Source organism: Streptomyces sp. NPDC026589 (assembly GCF_040638385.1).
GTDB lineage: Bacteria > Actinomycetota > Actinomycetes > Streptomycetales > Streptomycetaceae > Streptomyces.
Genome location: NZ_JBEZYG010000014.1, coordinates 155,491 through 171,072, shown reverse-complemented (window position 1 = coordinate 171,072; position 15,582 = coordinate 155,491). Strand labels below are relative to the sequence as shown.

The following is a 15,582-nucleotide window of genomic DNA, read 5'->3' as shown; positions in this document are numbered from 1 at the left end:
CGAACCCGTGGAACACGCCGAACCCGCCGAACCTATGGAGCTCGCCGAACCCGCCAGGCCGGCCGGCCCCGGGGAACTCGCTGAACCCGTACTCGCCGTCGTCATCGGAATCGGACACCTCTCTCGCACCGCCGCTCCCTCCGCTCCGGCCCAGATTCTCACAGGAGCGAATCCCGGTTCCCCCAATACTTACCAAGCGGTCGGGATTGAGCGTACGGTACGGCGGAGTGCTTTCGTGAAAGGAACTCCTGTGGGCCTCAAGCCGCCGTACCTCGACCCCGCGCTGCCCGTCGCGGAGCGGGTCGCCGACCTCCTGGGGCGCATGACGCTGCCCGAGAAGGTCGGCCAGATGCTCCAGCTCAACGCCAAGGAGGGGGTGCGGCACCTCGTCGAGGACCTGCACGCGGGATCGATCCTGCACGCCTCGCCGGAGCGGGTGAGCGAGGCCGCCGTGCTCATCGGGAGGACCCGGCTGCGCATCCCGCTGCTCGTCGCCGAGGACTGCATCCACGGGCACTCCTTCTGGGAGGGGGCCACGATCTACCCGACGCAGCTCGGGATGGCCGCCACCTGGGACCCGGAGCTGGTGGAGCGGATCGCCCGGGCCACGGCGGTCGAGGTCGCGGCGACCGGGGTGCACTGGACGTTCTCGCCGGTGCTCTGCATCACCCGGGACCTGCGGTGGGGCCGGGTGAGCGAGACGTTCGGCGAGGACCCGTTCCTCATCGGCGAGCTGGCCTCCGCGATGGTGCGCGGCTACCAGGGCGACGGCCTCGACGACCCGACCGCGATCCTGGCCTGCGCCAAGCACTTCGCCGGGTACTCGGAGACCCAGGGCGGCCGGGACGCCAGCGAGGCCGACATCTCGCGGCGCAAGCTGCGCTCCTGGTTCCTGCCGCCGTTCGAGCGGGTCGCCAAGGAGGGCTGCCGTACGTTCATGCTCGGCTACCAGTCGATGGACGGCGTGCCGATCACCGTGAACAACTGGCTGCTCAACGACGTGCTGCGCGGTGAGTGGGGCTACACCGGGACCCTGGTCACCGACTGGGACAACGTCGGCCGCATGGTGTGGGAGCAGAAGGTCTACGCCGACTACGCGCAGGCGTCGGCGGCGGCGGTCCGCGCGGGCAACGACATGGTGATGACCACGTCGAACTTCTTCGCAGGGGCCCAGGAGGCCGTGGCGCAGGGTGCGTTGACGGAGGCTGAGATCGAAGCCGCCGTACGCCGGATCCTGACGCTCAAGTTCGAGCTGGGTCTCTTCGAGGACCCGCGCCACCCCGACGCGGCCCGGCAGGCCGAGGTCATCGGCAGCGGGGCGCACGCCGTGCTGAACCTGGAGGCGGCCCGCCGCTCGCTGGTGCTGCTGACCAATGACGGCACGCTGCCGTTCGCGGGCGGCCTGGCGGCGGACGACGAGGGCCGGGGCCGGCCCCTCGCCTCCGGCAGCCCCCGTTCTCGTACGGTGGCGGTCATCGGCCCCAACGCGGACGACGCGCAGACCCAGTTGGGCGACTGGGCCGGATCGTCGGGCCAGGCCGACTGGCTGCCGGAGGGCCAGCCGCGCGCCATGATCCGTACCGTCCTCGACGGCTTCCGCGACCACGTGCCCGCCGACTGGACCGTCTCGTACGCGCCCGGAGCCCGCATCCTCGACGTGGGCCCCGACCCGGAGGGCGCGTTCTTCCCGGACGGCCAGCCCCGCCCGGAGGTGGTCGTCCCGGCGGCCCCCGACGCCCGGCTGATCGCGGAGGCGGTCGCCGCCGCCGAGGCGGCCGACCACGTGGTGGCCGTCGTGGGCGACCGGATCGAGCTGATCGGCGAGGGCAAGTCCACCGCCACACTCGAACTCGTCGGCGACCAGGTGGCGTTGCTCGACGCCCTGGCGGCGACGGGCAAGCCGCTGGTGGTCGTGGTGATCAGCTCGAAGCCCCTGGTGCTGCCGCCGTCCGCGCTCGGCGCGGCGGCGATCGTGTACGCGGCCAACCCCGGGATGCTCGGCGGCCGGGCGGTCGCGGAGCTGCTGCTCGGCCTGATCGAGCCGACCGGCCGGCTGCCGCTGTCCTTCGCCCGGCACGCGGGCCAGCAGCCGACGTACTACAACCAGGTGCGCGGCCAGCACGGCTCGCGCTACGCGGACCTCACCCAGCGCCCGGCGTTCGCGTTCGGCGAGGGGCTGAGCTACACGACGGTCGACTACACGGACCTGGAGGTGCTGACGTCGGTGGTCGACGTGTCGGAGACCGTACGGGCCCGGGTCACGGTGACGAACACGGGGGCGCGGCCCGCGCTGGAGACGGTGCAGGTGTACGTGAGCGACACGGTGACGTCGGTGACCTGGGCGGAGAAGGAGCTGAAGGCCTACCGGCAGGTGGCGCTGGCCCCCGGGGAGTCGCAGGAGATCCTCTTCGAACTCCCGGCGGCCGACTGCACTCTCGTGGACGCGGAGGGCCTCCGCGTCGTGGAGCCGGGCCGCTTCGAGCTGCTGGTGGGCCCGTCGTCCCGCGACGAGGCGCTGCTGCGGGGGGAGTTCACGGTCAAGGGCTGAGCCGGGGGGGCCGGGGGGCCGGGGGCACGGTGCCGGTGGTGGCCGGGGTGCACGGCACCGGTGGCAGGGGGTGTCCGGTCAGGAGCCGCCGGACGTCCTCGTCAGCTCGTACAGGTCCCCGGAGTCCGGGTCGCCGATGTACTGGTAGAGGGTGGGCCGGCTCTCCGTGCCGCCGACGTTCCAGTAGCCGAACCTGCACGGGTCGACGTGGATGTTCAACACCTGCGACCTCGTGTCCCCACCGGCTTCGTACGTCCAGGTGCCCTGCCCCGTACACGCGTCGGGTTCGCGATCGCTGTCGTCACCGCCGTCGGTGTCGTCCTCGGCGCCGAGACCGACGACGGCGACCCGGCCGTCCGCCGTGAACGCGATCGTTCCGCCGTGGCCGTCGGACCAGCGCCCGACCAGCTCCGCCGAGGTGACCGCCGGCGGACGGTACTCGGGAATGGCCCCCGTCGCCAGACCGACGCCGCCGAGGACGGCGGTGAGGACCACGGCGACCAGCCCCCACAGCAGCACCGGCCCGAAGACCCGCTCCCGGCGCGACCGCCAGAGCAGCGCCGGAACGGTGAGCGCGGCCGTCGTCAGCAGCCAGGCCACCGCGATACGGACAGGCTCCCTACCGCCGGACAGGACGACGGCGGGCGCGAGGGAGACGACGGCCGCCACCGCCGGAACCCACCACCACGCCTCCCGCCCGCCGAACCGGCGTCCCAGCACGCCGCCCAGCCAGGCGGTCGGGAAGACGAGGGCCACGGACAGCACGCCCGCGACCGCGATCCCGAACACGGCGAGCACGGGCAGGAAGAAGACGAACATCACCGAACCGCCGCCCGCGCTCGGCGACTCCTGCGTGAAGCCGTACACGACGGCCACGATGAGCGCGATGACCGCTTCGATGAGCAGGGTCAGGATCGAGAGGAGCAGCGACAGGCCGTACAGACGCTTCTTCTTCACTGTTCAGTCCCCCTTGAGCACAGTGATGCACGCGGCACGCCCCCATCGGGGCGGCGGCTACGACCATCGTGACAGAGCTGTTTGAACGCGTTCAAGGCGGGGCTGGCCGTGCTCGGGCGGCGGTCTGTCGAGGCTCTCGCGGGGTGAGTGCCGGACGAGTGCTGGGGGAATTCGGTGCGCAGCCGAGGCGGCGCATCCGGGGCGCGTAAAGAAGAAGCGTTTCCGCGTGTGGGTATTCCCCCATATGGGTGTGGCGTGGCCGTCCGGACGGCGGTGGGGCGAGCACAATGGGGCGGCGGTTCGTGCAGAGGCGCGCAGGCCCCTCTCCCGCACCTTGCGCTCAAGGAGGACCGGTGGCGGAGAGCTGGACGGTTCAACGGACCGGGCCCGGGGATGCCGCGCGCACACAGGCGCGCGAACAACTTCTGGAAGCAGCCAGGGAGTTGTACGGCATCAACGGATACCGGGCCACCGCCGAGCACGATGTGTGCGCGGCGGCCGGTGTGCCGGTCGAGGTGCTGCGTCAGGAGTACGGCTCCCGGGAGGGGCTGCTCATCGCCCTCCACAACCGGGTCACGACGACCGGGCTGCGGGCGGCGGAGAACGCACTCCTGGCCGATGGCACCGAGAATCACTCGATCGTGGAGCGGGTCCAACTGCTCTTCGACGCATACGTGGAGGCCGTGACCAGAGACCCGCGCGAGGCCCGGGTGACGTTCGTCGAGGTACTGGGTGTGAGCGCCGTGGTGGACGAGCACTGCAAGCTCTGGCGGGCCCTGTGGACGGAGTTCCTGACGGGGGAGGCCGAACGGGCGGTGGAGCGCGGCGAGGCGGAGGACCGGGACCACCGGGTCGACGTGATGGTGATGGTCGGCACGGTCCACGAGCTGATGGCCCACCACACCCGCCGCAGCCGCCGGGCCCGCCCCGGGGAGGTCTCGGGGGAGCTGACCCAGCTGGCGCTGTCGATGCTGGGATCGCTGCGGAGCGGGTGAGGGGGCCCGCGGGGTGCGTAGCTGTTTCCGTGCAGGGCGGCGCGGACGAGGTCGCGTGCCGACTTCCAGCAGGCGGCACCCACACGAGCGAGGAGAGGCACGAGTGAGGAGAGGGGTGACACCTCTCTCCTCACTCGTGTGCCGTTGTGAGGTGATGTGTCCGCGCGGTGGTTCGCTGCGCCTTGCCCTGGGCGTCCGTCAGGGGTTGAAGAGACCGCCGGGGTTGACAGCATCGCCCTGGTTCCTCGTGCCGGGCCTGCCGGTCTCGACGAAGCGACAGGCGGCGAAGTGCACGTCGCCCATGCCGGGCTTGAGGATGTCGCTCAGCAGCATGCTTCTGGTGAAGACGATCGAGTGGCCGGCAAGTCGGGGGTCGGTGAGCGTGGCGACGTTGATGGTGACGGCGGCCTGAGTTTCGGGATGGAGCTCGACGTCGTACCCGCCGCCCGCCGGGGTGGCGATCACGGGGTCGCCCTTGATGGTGAGCCCGCTGGGGTAGGAGATCTCGTAGTTCTGTACCGACCGCCCGCCCGTCACTGTGCGTGAGGCGCCGGCATGCTGGCCTTGTTCCACATTGCCGCGCTGCTCGTCGCCTTGCTCCACCTCCCCGCCCAGGTCGTCGGGGACGACCATCCCGTGCTGCGTATAGAAGTGCACCTTCGTTCCCGCAGGTATCCTGAAATAGCCCTGCACGGCCTTCCACTCGCCGTGACCGCTGAGGACGAGACCGTCCGTGCGCGCCGGTGCGGTGTCGTCGGCCTCCCAGTCGTCGTCCGAGTCGGCGTGAGTGATTTTGGGCCGGTTCTTCCCGGCTGTCGAGTCGGGTGCGCGCTGGATCGCGGTCTCACCGGTTCGCGGGACTCCAAAGTCCTCCTCCTCGGCGCGCTGCACGGCAGGGTTGTGCGCCATGGCCCTCGTCGCGTTGGCTTCGGCTTCGCGTTCGAAGCGGTCGGAGGGGTTGGAGACCTTGAGTCCCGACCCGTTGTCGGTACCGGCCACGGAGCCTTGCCGCTGCTGGATCACGTGGGTCAACTCGTGGGCAAGGGTGTGCTTGTCGCCGCCGCCGTCGCCGATGACGACATGGTGGCCGGAGGTGTAGGCGCGGGCACCGACCTCGGCGGCCGACGCCCTGGCCGCGGAGTCGTCGTGGATGCGGACGTCGGAGAAGTCCGCCCCCAGCCGGGTCTCCATGTCGGTGCGGGTCGTGTCGTCCATGGACCTGCCGGAGGTGCGGAGCACGTCGTGGACAGCGGACCGCTGTACTGGCGTCGTGTCCGTGGACTCGGCTCGCGGGGTGGTCTGGTGGCCGCAGTCGGGGTCGTGCCGATGCTGTTCGGGCCGCGGCTGGACACGGGGACGGCCGGGCCGGCGGAGCATCTGGACGACGGCGGCGTTCCCTACCGCGGCCTGCTGGGCCAACAGGCCCGCGGGCTGCACCTGCGGTGCGACCTCAGACGTCCGGGATGGTGCCCGGCCAGTGCTGGTGGGCTTCTTCAAGTTCGCGTGATCACTCAAGGACGGCTCCGCAGTAGCCGGGAAATGGCATCTCTTACTGGCTACACGGCCGGCAGGCGCAGAGTCCAGGTATACGAGGGCAAGGCGGAGTGGCCTGAGAGGTCCCACGTGCTTCCCCCGACGACACGGAGGCAGGGCTGTCCGCCCGTCTGCACCGATGTCACGCCGGTGACCCGCGTGGGCACCGGCCACGGGCACCGGCCACGCCGGCCGGCGCGAGCCGGGAATCCTCATCCCGTCCGGGCCTCGGCCACCCCCTCCACGTCCCTGCCCTCCCTGATCGTGACGATGCGGCGGCACGCGCGCGATGCTCGCCGGCACACCTGCCCGGGTCGTCAGGCAGCCCGCGCCGGCGCGTGGCGCTCGGCGTACGGTCCGCCCAGCCCCCACGCCTGGTGCATCGCGTCGGCGAAGGCGGCGGCGAGTCTGTGCTCGCCCGTCGGGCCGGGGTGGGTGCCGTCGTAGGTGTCCGTGCGGATGTCGTACGCCGTGGGGTGTGAGGCCAGCAGGAGCGGGGAGGACGGTTCGTCGAGGTCGGCCACGGCCTTGGCGAGGAGGTCGTTGAAGTGGGCGCAGGAGGCGGCGAAGGGGGTGTCCGTCACGGCCCGGATGTTCGGTATCACCGGGAGCAGCACCATGCGCAGGCGCGGGTTGGCCGTGCGGGCCGCCGTGATGAACGCGCGGGCGTTGGCCGCCGTCTGCTCGGCGTCCGTGTAGAACCCGAGGTCTATCAGGCCGAGCGAGACCAGCAGGACGTCCGCCTCCGCCTGGCGCACCGCGTCCGCGATCACCGGGGCCATGTGCAGCCAGCCCTCGCCCCAGCCGGCCAGGTGCCGGCGGGCGGCGGGCGGGAAGGACGGGTCGGCGTACGCGTGGGAGACCGGGCCGTTCGCCTCGATGTCGTACAGCGTCGTGCGCGGGCCGACGATCTCGTACCGGAGGCCGGCGGACTCCTCGAAGTGCTGCCACAGGCGGTAGCGCCAGGTGAAGTCGCCGGTGGCGCCGATGGTCATGGAATCGCCGACCGGGAGAAAACGCATGGCGTCATCATGGCCGATCACGGCTCCGGCCTGCGACGTGACGATGGACACTTGGGCCATGCGCTCGTATCCGACCGGCCCGGCGGGCCGCGCCGCCGCCACCCTCGCCGCCGCTCTCGCCGTCGCCCTTCCGCTGTTCGCCGGGGCCGGTCCGGCCGTGGCCGACGACGGACGGCCCGACCGTGACTTCACGATCGAGGACCCCCGTATCACCGAGTCCAGCGGCCTCGCCGCCAGCCGCGCGCACCCCGGCGTCTACTGGACGCACAACGACAGCGACGACGGCCCCTACGTCTACGCCGTCGACTCCCGCACCGGGAAGACCCTCGCGACCATCACGATGCGGGGCGTGGGGGAGCCGAGGGACGTCGAGGGCATCTCGATCGGGCCGGACGGCGACCTCTACGTCGGTGACATCGGCGACAACCTCGACGGCACCTGGGACCACGTCTGGATCTACCGCTTCCCCGAGCCGAAGACCCTGCGCGATGCCACGGTCACGGCCGTGCAGTACGACGTGACGTACGCCGACGGGGCCCGCAACGCCGAGGCGCTGATGGTCCACCCGAAGACCGGCCGCGTCTACATCGCCTCCAAGAACGAGGACGGCGGCGGCCTCTACGAAGGCCCCGCGAAGCTCACCGCCGACAACCCGAACGTGTTCCGGCGCGTCGGCGAGGTGCCGTGGGTCACGGACGGGGCCTTCTCACCGGACGGGACCCGTCTGGTGCTGCGCTCGTACTTCAGCGCCCGCGCGTACGCCTTCGAGAAGGGCCGCCTGCGTGAGGACCGGTCGGTCGCCGCCCCGTTCCAGCGGCAGGCCGAGTCGGTGACGTACACGGCTGACGGCTCGGCCCTGATGTTCGGCTCGGAGGGGGCCGGCAGCGAGGTCGTCCGTGTGGAGACGGAGGGCGGGTCGGGGAGCGGTTCGGGGTCCGGGTCCGGCGAGGGTTCCGGGTCCCCCTCGAAGGGCGGCGACCCGGGGAGCGCCGGCGACGCGGATGAGGGCGGCGGCGGCAACGCGACCCTCGGGGCAGCCGTCCTCGTCGGGGCGGTGGCCGTCTGGTTCGCGTTGAAGCGGCGGCGTAGGTAGGCGGAGCTTCCAGCGGCCGGGGCGTTCGCGGCTCGCTCGGGCTCAGGTGTCGTCGTCCGTCACCGGCCACACCTCGTAGTGCAGGGTCCGGTCCCGCTTCAGCCGGTGCGCGAGCGGGACGAGCACGCCCTGCACGACCGGGTACTTGCGCGACAGCATCCGCGCCGCGTGCGTGTTCTCCTTCGTGCCCGGCCGCAGCAGCCGTGCGTGCGCCCTGATCTGCGGTCCGGTGGGGCTGCCCCGGACCGTGCAGGGAGCGATCTCCACCTGCGGGTGGTTGCGCATCCGCTCCACCTTCCAGGCGGAGGAGAACGTGCGGATGAACGCGTGATCGCCCTCGACGGCGATGTTGACCGGTGTGCCGACGGGGGCCCCGTCCTGCCGGTGGGTGCTCAGCAGGACGGCGTACTGCTTGACGAAAGGAGCGAGTTCCCGGCTGGCGTCCATATATCCATTGGGGCACGGGCCGGGGGTGCTGTCATTTCCGGGCCGCTGTCCGCTCCGTGGCCTGGCCCGTGGTCCCGTCCACCGTCCCGTCCGCCGTCCCGTCCGCCGTCCGCTCCGCCGTCCCCTCCACTGTCCGCTCCGCGACCAGGGCCTCGAAGCCGGCGATCAGCCGTCGCAGCCCGAACGCGAAGTGGTCGAACTCGGCGCTGAAGGCGTCCTCCGACAGACCCGCCATCATCGGGTACGCGCCGCTCAGCATGGCCCGCTCCAGGTAGGGGCGCTGGTTGTCCCAGAACTCCTGGTCGCTCAGCCCGGTCTGCCGTACGGCCTCCGCCGCGTCGGCCTGGGTGCGGGCGAGACCCTCCACGAAGCTGTTGACCGTGATGATCACGCCGATCAGCTCGGGGTCGCGCAGGCCCATGGACCGCAGGCCGGTGAGGGAGAGTTCCAGGCCGCGCAGGGCGCTGGGGCCGAGCACCGTACGCGCCTGGTTGATCTTCAGCAGCCAGGGGTGGGCGCGCAGGTTGTCCAGGTAGGTGCGGGCCATGGCGTCGATGGACGCCCGCCAGTCGGCGGGGGGCGCTTCGACGGGAAGCTCCGTGTCGGTGGGCAGGGGCTGGCCCAGCACCCGGTCGAGCATCAGGTCCAGCAGTTCCGCCTTGCCGGGGACGTACCGGTAGAGCGACATGGTGCCCGTGCCGAGCTCGGTGGAGAGCCGGCGCATGGAGACGGCGGCCAGCCCTTCCGCGTCCGCGACGGCGATGGCGGCGGTGACGATCCGGTCCAGCGACAGCCCCGGTTTGGGCCCGCGGCTGGGGCGGTCCCCGGTGCCCCACAGGAGTTCCAGGCTGCGTGCGATGTCGCCGCTCCCGGTGGCCGTGCCGTCCGTCGCCGCTGTCGATCCGTCTTTCGCCATGGGGCCAGCGTAGTGCTCCGGGACGGAGTTGGGTACGCCGTACCCGCATCGGAGTACGGCGTACCCAATTGAGGGGTACGGTGTACTCAGTTAGCTACCGGTCGGTCGAGAACAGGGAGGTTGCAGCATGCTCATGCCTAAAACCGGGTCGGGGTCCGCGTCCGGGTACGCGGTGCTCGCCGAAGGCGTCGTGAAGCGGTACCGGGGGCGGGGTAAGGGTGGGACGGAGAAGCGGGCGCTCGACGGGTTCGACCTCGCCGTGCGCCCCGGCACCGTCCACGGCCTGCTCGGCCCGAACGGGGCGGGCAAGACCACCGCCGTGCGGATCCTCGCCACGCTCCTGCGGTACGACGCGGGCCGGGCGGAGGTCGCCGGGCTCGACGTGGCGCGCGAACCCCGCCGCGTACGGAGCCGGATCGGGCTCACCGGCCAGTACGCGGCCGTCGACGAAGGCCTCACCGGCCGGCAGAACCTGGAGATGTTCGGGCGGCTCTTCCACCTCGGCAACCGCCGGGCCCGGCAGCGCGCCGGGGAACTCCTGGACCGGTTCGACCTGACCGAGGCCGCCGACAAGGGCGCCAAGGAGTACAGCGGCGGCATGCGGCGACGGCTCGACCTGGCCTCGTCGATGATCCTCCAGCCCGACGTGCTCTTCCTGGACGAGCCGACGACCGGGCTCGACCCGCGCGGCCGGGGCGAGGTCTGGGACGCGGTCCGGGCGTTGGTGGCGGGCGGTACGACCGTGCTGCTGACCACGCAGTACCTGGACGAGGCGGACCGGCTCGCCTCGCACATCACCGTCATCGACCGGGGGCGGGCCATCGCCGACGACACCCCGGACGCGCTGAAGAACCGGATCGGCGGCGACCGGATCGAGGTGGTGGCCGCCGACGCGGGAGACCTCGACGCGGTGGCGAGGGCCGTCGACCGGGTGGCCGGCGGCGGGCTCGTCGTCACGGACGCCACCGCCCGCCGGGTGCACGCCCAGGTCGCCGACCGGGTGGCCGCACTCACCGAGGTGGCCCGGAGCCTCCAGGACGCAGGGATCGCGGTGGAGGACATCGGGCTCCGCCGGCCGAGCCTGGACGACGTGTTCCTGCGCCTGACGGGCCACGGTGCGGCAGGCGACGCCGCGAACCACGACACCACCGCGAACCACGGCACCACAGGGAACCACGACACCACCGAGAACCGCGACGCACGAGAGGTGGCGGCGGCATGACCACACTCGAAAGGAACCCCGCTGAGGCGACGGCCCCGGTCCGCGACCGAGCCTCCGTCTTCTGGGCGGTCTCCGACTGCTGGAACATCACCCGCCGCACCCTCACCCATTACCAGCGGCATCCCTCCGCCGTCGTCTGGCAGCTAGGCTTCCCGATCCTCTCCGTCCTGCTGTACGGATACGTCTTCGGCAGCGCGATGAAGGTGCCCGGGGGCGGGGACTACCGGGAGTTCCTGATGCCCGGCATGTTCGCCATGACCATGGCCATGGGCTTCATGAACACCGCCGTGGCCGTCGTCACCGACGCCTCCAAGGGGGTCGTCGACCGCTTCCGGTCCATGCCGATGGCTCCTTCCGCCTTCGCCTCCGGACGCGGGACGGCCGACCTGGTGGTGGCCGCCGCCGAACTGACCATCCTGGCCGTCACCGCGCTGCTGATCGGCTGGCGCGCGGACGGCGGGGTGATGGCCGGCCTCGGGGCGTTCGGGCTGCTCCTGCTCCTGCGGTTCAGCCTGATCTGGGTGGGCGTCTGGCTCGGCATGCTGGTGCCCACCCCGGAGGCGGCGGGCGGGCTGTACGCGGTGGCCTTCCCCATCACGATGATCTCCAGCACCTTCGTCGCCCCGTCCCTGATGCCGGGCTGGCTGGGCACGATCGCCGCCTGGAACCCCATCTCCTCGACGGCGACGGCCACCCGAGAGCTGTTCGGCAACCCCGTGGCGGGCGGCGGCACCTGGGTGGAGGAGCACGCCCTGCTGATGGCCCTGGTGTGGCCGCTCGTGATCACGCTGGTGTTCCTGCCGCTGGCGGTGCGCCGCTTCCAGCACCTGAGCCGGTGAGGGCGTGAGCCGGTGGGGGCGTGAGCCGATGAGGCTTGAGCCGATGGGGCTTGAGCCGGTGTGGGTCCGGACGCGCCGGCCGTGACCTGCGGAAACGAAGGTGCCGGGGGCCGGTGGTCGGCGTAGGGTCGGGCACCGTGCCGACGACCATCACGCCCTCGCCCTTCACCACCGCCCGCCTCGACGCGCTCCCCCTCGAACCGGCGTACGCCGACGAGATGGCGGCCGTCCTCGCGGACCCGGCGCTGTACGTGTTCACCGGCGGCGGCCCCCCGGACCCGGCCGCGCTGCGGTCCCGGTACGAGCGGCAGAGCGCGGGTTCGCCGGACCCGGGGGAGCTGTGGTGGAACTGGGTGCTCAAGGTCCGCGCGGACGGGGCCCTCGCCGGGTACGTCCAGGCGACGGTACGGGGGCCCCGGGCGGAGATCGCCTGGGTGGTCGGGACGCCGTGGCAGGGCCGGGGCTACGCGAGCGAGGCCGCGAAGGGCCTGGCTGCGCACCTGGTCGCGGCCGGGGGCGTCCGGGAGCTCGTCGCCCACGTGCACCCCGACCACGCCGCGTCCGAGGCGGTGGCCACGGCAGCGGGCCTCCGCCCGACCGGGGAGTGGGAGGACGGCGAGCGGCGATGGGCGGGCAACCCGCCCTTGCCGGGGGCCCGTTAGGGCCGACTCCGATCCGGCCCGTCGTGATGCCACGGGCCGAATCGGAGCAGGCCCTAACGCGGGTTACGTCCTGCTGGGCCGGATGACGTCGGCGGGTTCGCGTAGCCACACCTGCTGGCCCCGGTCGGTCACGGTCAGCCCGAATTCCTCGGCGTCGGGCCGCCCCACCGCCTCGTACTCCCACCAGACCTGCTCGATCTCCTCCCACAGGAACCCGGGCCCGTACTGCCATGCCTCCTCGCCGGTGGCGGTCGTGGCAGCGCCGCCGTCCTCGCGGGTCACCCAGACCTGGGCCCCGTCGGCGGTGTCCTGGTGGATGAGCCGCACGCCGGGCAGCCGCGCCCCGGCGTACAGGGCGAACCCGAGGTCGAGGAGCCGGGCGGGGTCCAGGCCCGCCGCCCGGGCCCGACCCTTGCCATGGACCTCGTGGAGATCGGGCACGCGGTGGGAGCGCATCGGCATGTACGTGGCCCCGCCGCAGAACGGGCCGGTCGCCGTTCCGTCATCGTGAACGTGGAGCTGGACCAGCGCGCCGGACCAGAACTCCCGGGCGAGCGGAGCCACGAGGACCCCGCCGGGGCGGACCTGGCGGAGCAGGGCGTACGGGACGTACCGCAACGCGCAGGTGGCGATCAGCCTGTCGACGGGCCCCAAACCGGGCCAGGGCTGCTCGTCCCCGACGCGCAGATGTGGCCGGTACCCGGCCTGCGCCAAGGCGTCGGCCGCCTGCCGGGCCACGACCGGGTCCAGCTCAACGCTGTGGACGAGATCGTCACCGAGCCGTTCGCAGAGCAGCGCGGAAACGTACCCGGTGCCGGTGCCGATCTCCAGCACCCACTGCCCGTCCTGGACATCAAGGAGCGTGAGCATCCGGGCGACCATCGAGGGCATCGAGTTCGACGACGTCGCGACACCGGGCCCTCCCTCGGCACCGTCGTCGAGCTGAGTGACGACCGGCTCGTCCGAGTTCACCAACGCCAGCCACGCATCCGCCCCCACCACGGGCTCGCACCGGTCGGGCAGCTGCCGCCACACATCCGCCGGAACGAACCGGCTGCGCGGAACAGCCTCGAACACCCGCCGCCACCTGGCATCCAGTAATCCACGGTCGGCGAGATACCGCACCAGATCCGGATACGTGGGTGCTCGCGGTGCGGCGCTCATGGCTGCGGGGCATACGTGGGGCGGCTGCCGTCCGGAGACGGCTTCGGCTCCGACGGCGGCGTCCACGGCTTGTCCGACGGCGCACCACCATGCTTGCCGGCATCGGCCCATACGAGGTTGGTAGTCATCACTCATCTCCTCTGATCGGTGAGACAGTTCGATTGGCAAGACGGTGCAACCGGTAGATCCCGTACGGCGGAAAGACATCGACCCGGCGCGGAGAGCCGCTCTCGGCACACGCCCGGCACAGCAGATCCCGGCCACGAGCGGTGTGCCGGGCGGCGGTCACATGGGAACGCCAACACGCCTCACGGGTACGCACATCCGCAGCCGACAGGCTGACGCTCATCCGGCCTCCCGGAGAACGGTGGCCGCCTCATGGCACGGGCAGACACAATCAGGCCGCAGGCAGTAGGCGTGCACCTCGGCCAGACCCGTCACCAACGCACTTCGGCAGACAACGCCGTACGGACCGTCCGCCCCCGCCGACAACCCGCCCAGGTCAGCCACCGCCACCGCCACCTGAGGCACATCAGCGGAAGTGATCGGATCCCCCCGCCACAACAACGTCACCTCATGCTCCGGACAGTAAGCACCGGTGGCGCCCTCGACCGGCACCTCATGCGCATCCCCCGTCGCGAAACACCTCATCCGCGCGCCACCCGCCAGGCACGGCCGAGCTTGGCAGCAGTAGGACAGGAAATTCCGGTGCGGCAGGTCGGGCAATGCTGGGTATGGCCGAGCCAGGCCCGGTATTCGTCTTCCTCCGGAGCCGCCACGGTCTTCACGAATCGCCCCCAGTACAGAGGCGGCACTCGCATGCGGCGAACTCATTTGAAAACTCCGGTTCTTCCAGCGGAATCACGTCGACCTTCGGCCGGAGCACCCGGGCACGACCCTCGCTATCCACCTCGTACACCTTGATCGTCATCGTCACGACAAACGCCTTCCACTACCCTCTGTCGCAGGGCTGTCACTGTGACTACGACGGTAGAGAGCAAGGGCCGCAGCTTGAACTGACTGCGGGTACGGGTGCCCGACGGGCAAAGGGGGCGCCATGGACAGCGGATCACGCACCACCCTGACCAACGGTCGGGGAATGCCGCAAAGAAGCCGCGGCGGCACAGTGTCCGGGTACGTATTCCGCCAGATCCGCGAGCAGCTGGACCACACACAGGAGACCCTCGCGGAGCAGTTTCGGGTCTCACCCGACACCGTTGCGGGCTGGGAATCGGGGCGGCGGCCTTTGACCGCCGTCCCGGTCGGGCAGATGCTCGTACACCGCCATCAACTCTTACGCCTGGGCAGCGCGCCCGCCCTGCTCCTCGCTCTGGAACGGGCCACGGAGGCCGACGTACTTCTGGCGGCCACTCTCAACGAGGACGTACCCACCGAGGACAGCCCGATCGGCGCGTGGGTTATGCAGCGTGAGCTGGTCGAGTTGCTTTCCTGGCCACTCAACGGCGTGGCTCCGACGCCGTTGCGATCCTTACCCGCCTCTCCGCGACCGCGCAGGGGGCCCGCGCCGCGAGGTCCCGAGCTGTCCGCTGCAGACCGCAGGCGCTTCTTCTCCCGCATGCGTCAAGCCGCAGAGCAGGCGCGAGGCAAGGACCGTTTTCTATTACGTCGTCAAGCCCTCTACCTGGCCGGGTACGACGACGCGTCCGACACTTCCGACTGGCTGGCCCAGCAGCAACGGACCGAGCGCCCGGACGGGTGGCTGGCAGCCTGGCTCAACGCCCGCTCGGTCGCAGCCGTCGCCGCCAGACAGGGCGACCGGGACCGCATGAGGCACTTCATCAACGTGACACTCGCCGAGGACGACGCAGGCGAGGCAGCAAACCTCAACTACTGGGCGTACTGGATCGGTGAGACACCGCATATCCAACTCTCCGACGACTTCATCGCCACCACGAACCCAGGCCCGTGGCCCGGCGACAAACTCATGCGCCACCTGGTTCGTGGCCTGACCCCTGACCATGGCTTCTTCGACTTGAACGTTCACACCCTGTGGGCCCTGCTCGCCGCACGTCCCAACCTGCTGCGGCCCGAAAGCGCGATCAGGAACGAACTACGCGCATCCCTCCCTGTGATGTTGGATAGTCGAGAGCTTTCGGCACGGACGCGCCGGGAGCTGGAGGGCATCCGGTATGCAATCCGCCTCGCCGAGGCGTGAGAGGAGAT

The 15,582-nt window shown here is 71.2% G+C and carries 16 protein-coding genes and 1 pseudogene; 7 read left to right on the top strand and 10 right to left on the bottom strand.

Annotated elements, in window-relative coordinates:
- Positions 1 to 250: 250 nt before the first annotated feature.
- Positions 251 to 2,548, top strand: a complete 2,298-nt coding sequence (locus AB0F29_RS24450) for a glycoside hydrolase family 3 N-terminal domain-containing protein (protein WP_361875788.1) — start codon at positions 251 to 253, stop codon at positions 2,546 to 2,548.
- A 78-nt stretch (positions 2,549 to 2,626) separates the two neighbouring features.
- Here AB0F29_RS24450 and AB0F29_RS24445 read toward each other — a convergent pair whose 3' ends face one another.
- Positions 2,627 to 3,505, bottom strand: a complete 879-nt coding sequence (locus tag AB0F29_RS24445) for a hypothetical protein (RefSeq protein WP_361875556.1) — start codon at positions 3,503 to 3,505, stop codon at positions 2,627 to 2,629.
- A 353-nt stretch (positions 3,506 to 3,858) separates the two neighbouring features.
- Here AB0F29_RS24445 and AB0F29_RS24440 point away from each other — a divergent pair, with 353 nt between their 5' ends.
- Positions 3,859 to 4,500 (top strand): TetR/AcrR family transcriptional regulator, encoded by a 642-nt coding sequence (locus tag AB0F29_RS24440; RefSeq protein WP_361875553.1) that lies wholly within the window; start codon positions 3,859 to 3,861, stop codon positions 4,498 to 4,500.
- A gap of 198 nt (positions 4,501 to 4,698) precedes the next feature.
- Here AB0F29_RS24440 and AB0F29_RS24435 read toward each other — a convergent pair whose 3' ends face one another.
- The 3 genes and pseudogenes from AB0F29_RS24435 to AB0F29_RS24425 all read right to left on the bottom strand — a co-directional run bounded on the left by AB0F29_RS24435 (position 4,699) and on the right by AB0F29_RS24425 (position 7,115).
- A complete protein-coding gene (locus AB0F29_RS24435; RefSeq protein WP_361875786.1) occupies positions 4,699 to 5,409 on the bottom strand; it encodes a putative adhesin in 711 nt (236 codons plus the stop codon).
- Positions 5,404 to 5,877 (bottom strand): annotated as a pseudogene (locus AB0F29_RS24430) (DUF4157 domain-containing protein); the annotation flags it as partial. The pseudogene AB0F29_RS24430 and the gene AB0F29_RS24435, both read right to left, overlap by 6 nt.
- Positions 5,878 to 6,350: 473 nt before the next feature.
- The gene (locus AB0F29_RS24425; RefSeq protein WP_361875551.1) at positions 6,351 to 7,115 is read right to left on the bottom strand and encodes a GDSL-type esterase/lipase family protein; all 765 of its coding nucleotides are present in this window, start codon (positions 7,113 to 7,115) and stop codon (positions 6,351 to 6,353) included.
- Between AB0F29_RS24425 and AB0F29_RS24420 the strand changes: the two genes are divergently transcribed.
- Positions 7,114 to 8,148, top strand: a complete 1,035-nt coding sequence (locus AB0F29_RS24420; RefSeq protein ID WP_361875549.1) for a WD40 repeat domain-containing protein — start codon at positions 7,114 to 7,116, stop codon at positions 8,146 to 8,148. The genes AB0F29_RS24425 and AB0F29_RS24420 overlap by 2 nt on opposite strands.
- A gap of 42 nt (positions 8,149 to 8,190) precedes the next feature.
- On the opposite strand, the gene AB0F29_RS24415 is transcribed toward AB0F29_RS24420, so the two are convergent.
- The gene (locus AB0F29_RS24415) at positions 8,191 to 8,595 is read right to left on the bottom strand and encodes a PPOX class F420-dependent oxidoreductase (RefSeq protein WP_361875546.1); all 405 of its coding nucleotides are present in this window, start codon (positions 8,593 to 8,595) and stop codon (positions 8,191 to 8,193) included.
- 31 nt (positions 8,596 to 8,626) lie between these two features.
- Positions 8,627 to 9,511, bottom strand: coding sequence for a TetR/AcrR family transcriptional regulator (locus AB0F29_RS24410; protein ID WP_361875543.1), 885 nt, complete (start codon positions 9,509 to 9,511; stop codon positions 8,627 to 8,629).
- A 127-nt stretch (positions 9,512 to 9,638) separates the two neighbouring features.
- Here AB0F29_RS24410 and AB0F29_RS24405 point away from each other — a divergent pair, with 127 nt between their 5' ends.
- The 3 genes from AB0F29_RS24405 to AB0F29_RS24395 all read left to right on the top strand — a co-directional run bounded on the left by AB0F29_RS24405 (position 9,639) and on the right by AB0F29_RS24395 (position 12,234).
- A complete protein-coding gene (locus AB0F29_RS24405) occupies positions 9,639 to 10,733 on the top strand; it encodes an ATP-binding cassette domain-containing protein (RefSeq protein WP_361875540.1) in 1,095 nt (364 codons plus the stop codon).
- Positions 10,730 to 11,572 carry an ABC transporter permease gene (locus AB0F29_RS24400; RefSeq protein ID WP_361875537.1) on the top strand — a complete coding sequence of 281 codons (843 nt, stop codon included), beginning with the start codon at positions 10,730 to 10,732 and terminating at the stop codon, positions 11,570 to 11,572. Before AB0F29_RS24405 ends, AB0F29_RS24400 begins: the two co-directional genes overlap by 4 nt.
- A 137-nt stretch (positions 11,573 to 11,709) precedes the next feature.
- Entirely contained in the window at positions 11,710 to 12,234 is a 525-nt protein-coding gene (locus tag AB0F29_RS24395; RefSeq protein WP_361875534.1) for a GNAT family N-acetyltransferase, read from the top strand.
- A gap of 63 nt (positions 12,235 to 12,297) precedes the next feature.
- Here the strand turns inward: AB0F29_RS24395 and AB0F29_RS24390 are convergent, their stop codons facing one another.
- The 4 genes from AB0F29_RS24390 to AB0F29_RS24375 form a co-directional block, all read right to left on the bottom strand.
- A complete protein-coding gene (locus AB0F29_RS24390) occupies positions 12,298 to 13,398 on the bottom strand; it encodes a methyltransferase domain-containing protein (RefSeq protein WP_361875531.1) in 1,101 nt (366 codons plus the stop codon).
- Between the two features lie 127 nt (positions 13,399 to 13,525).
- Positions 13,526 to 13,747: a hypothetical protein gene (locus AB0F29_RS24385; protein WP_361875528.1), complete on the bottom strand. Its 222-nt coding sequence runs from the start codon at positions 13,745 to 13,747 to the stop codon at positions 13,526 to 13,528.
- Positions 13,744 to 14,049 carry a hypothetical protein gene (locus AB0F29_RS24380; RefSeq protein WP_361875525.1) on the bottom strand — a complete coding sequence of 102 codons (306 nt, stop codon included), beginning with the start codon at positions 14,047 to 14,049 and terminating at the stop codon, positions 13,744 to 13,746. Before AB0F29_RS24380 ends, AB0F29_RS24385 begins: the two co-directional genes overlap by 4 nt.
- Positions 14,050 to 14,182: 133 nt before the next feature.
- Positions 14,183 to 14,335 (bottom strand): hypothetical protein, encoded by a 153-nt coding sequence (locus AB0F29_RS24375; RefSeq protein ID WP_361875804.1) that lies wholly within the window; start codon positions 14,333 to 14,335, stop codon positions 14,183 to 14,185.
- Between the two features lie 162 nt (positions 14,336 to 14,497).
- Between AB0F29_RS24375 and AB0F29_RS24370 the strand changes: the two genes are divergently transcribed.
- A complete protein-coding gene (locus AB0F29_RS24370) occupies positions 14,498 to 15,574 on the top strand; it encodes a helix-turn-helix transcriptional regulator (protein ID WP_361875783.1) in 1,077 nt (358 codons plus the stop codon).
- Positions 15,575 to 15,582 lie beyond the last annotated feature (8 nt).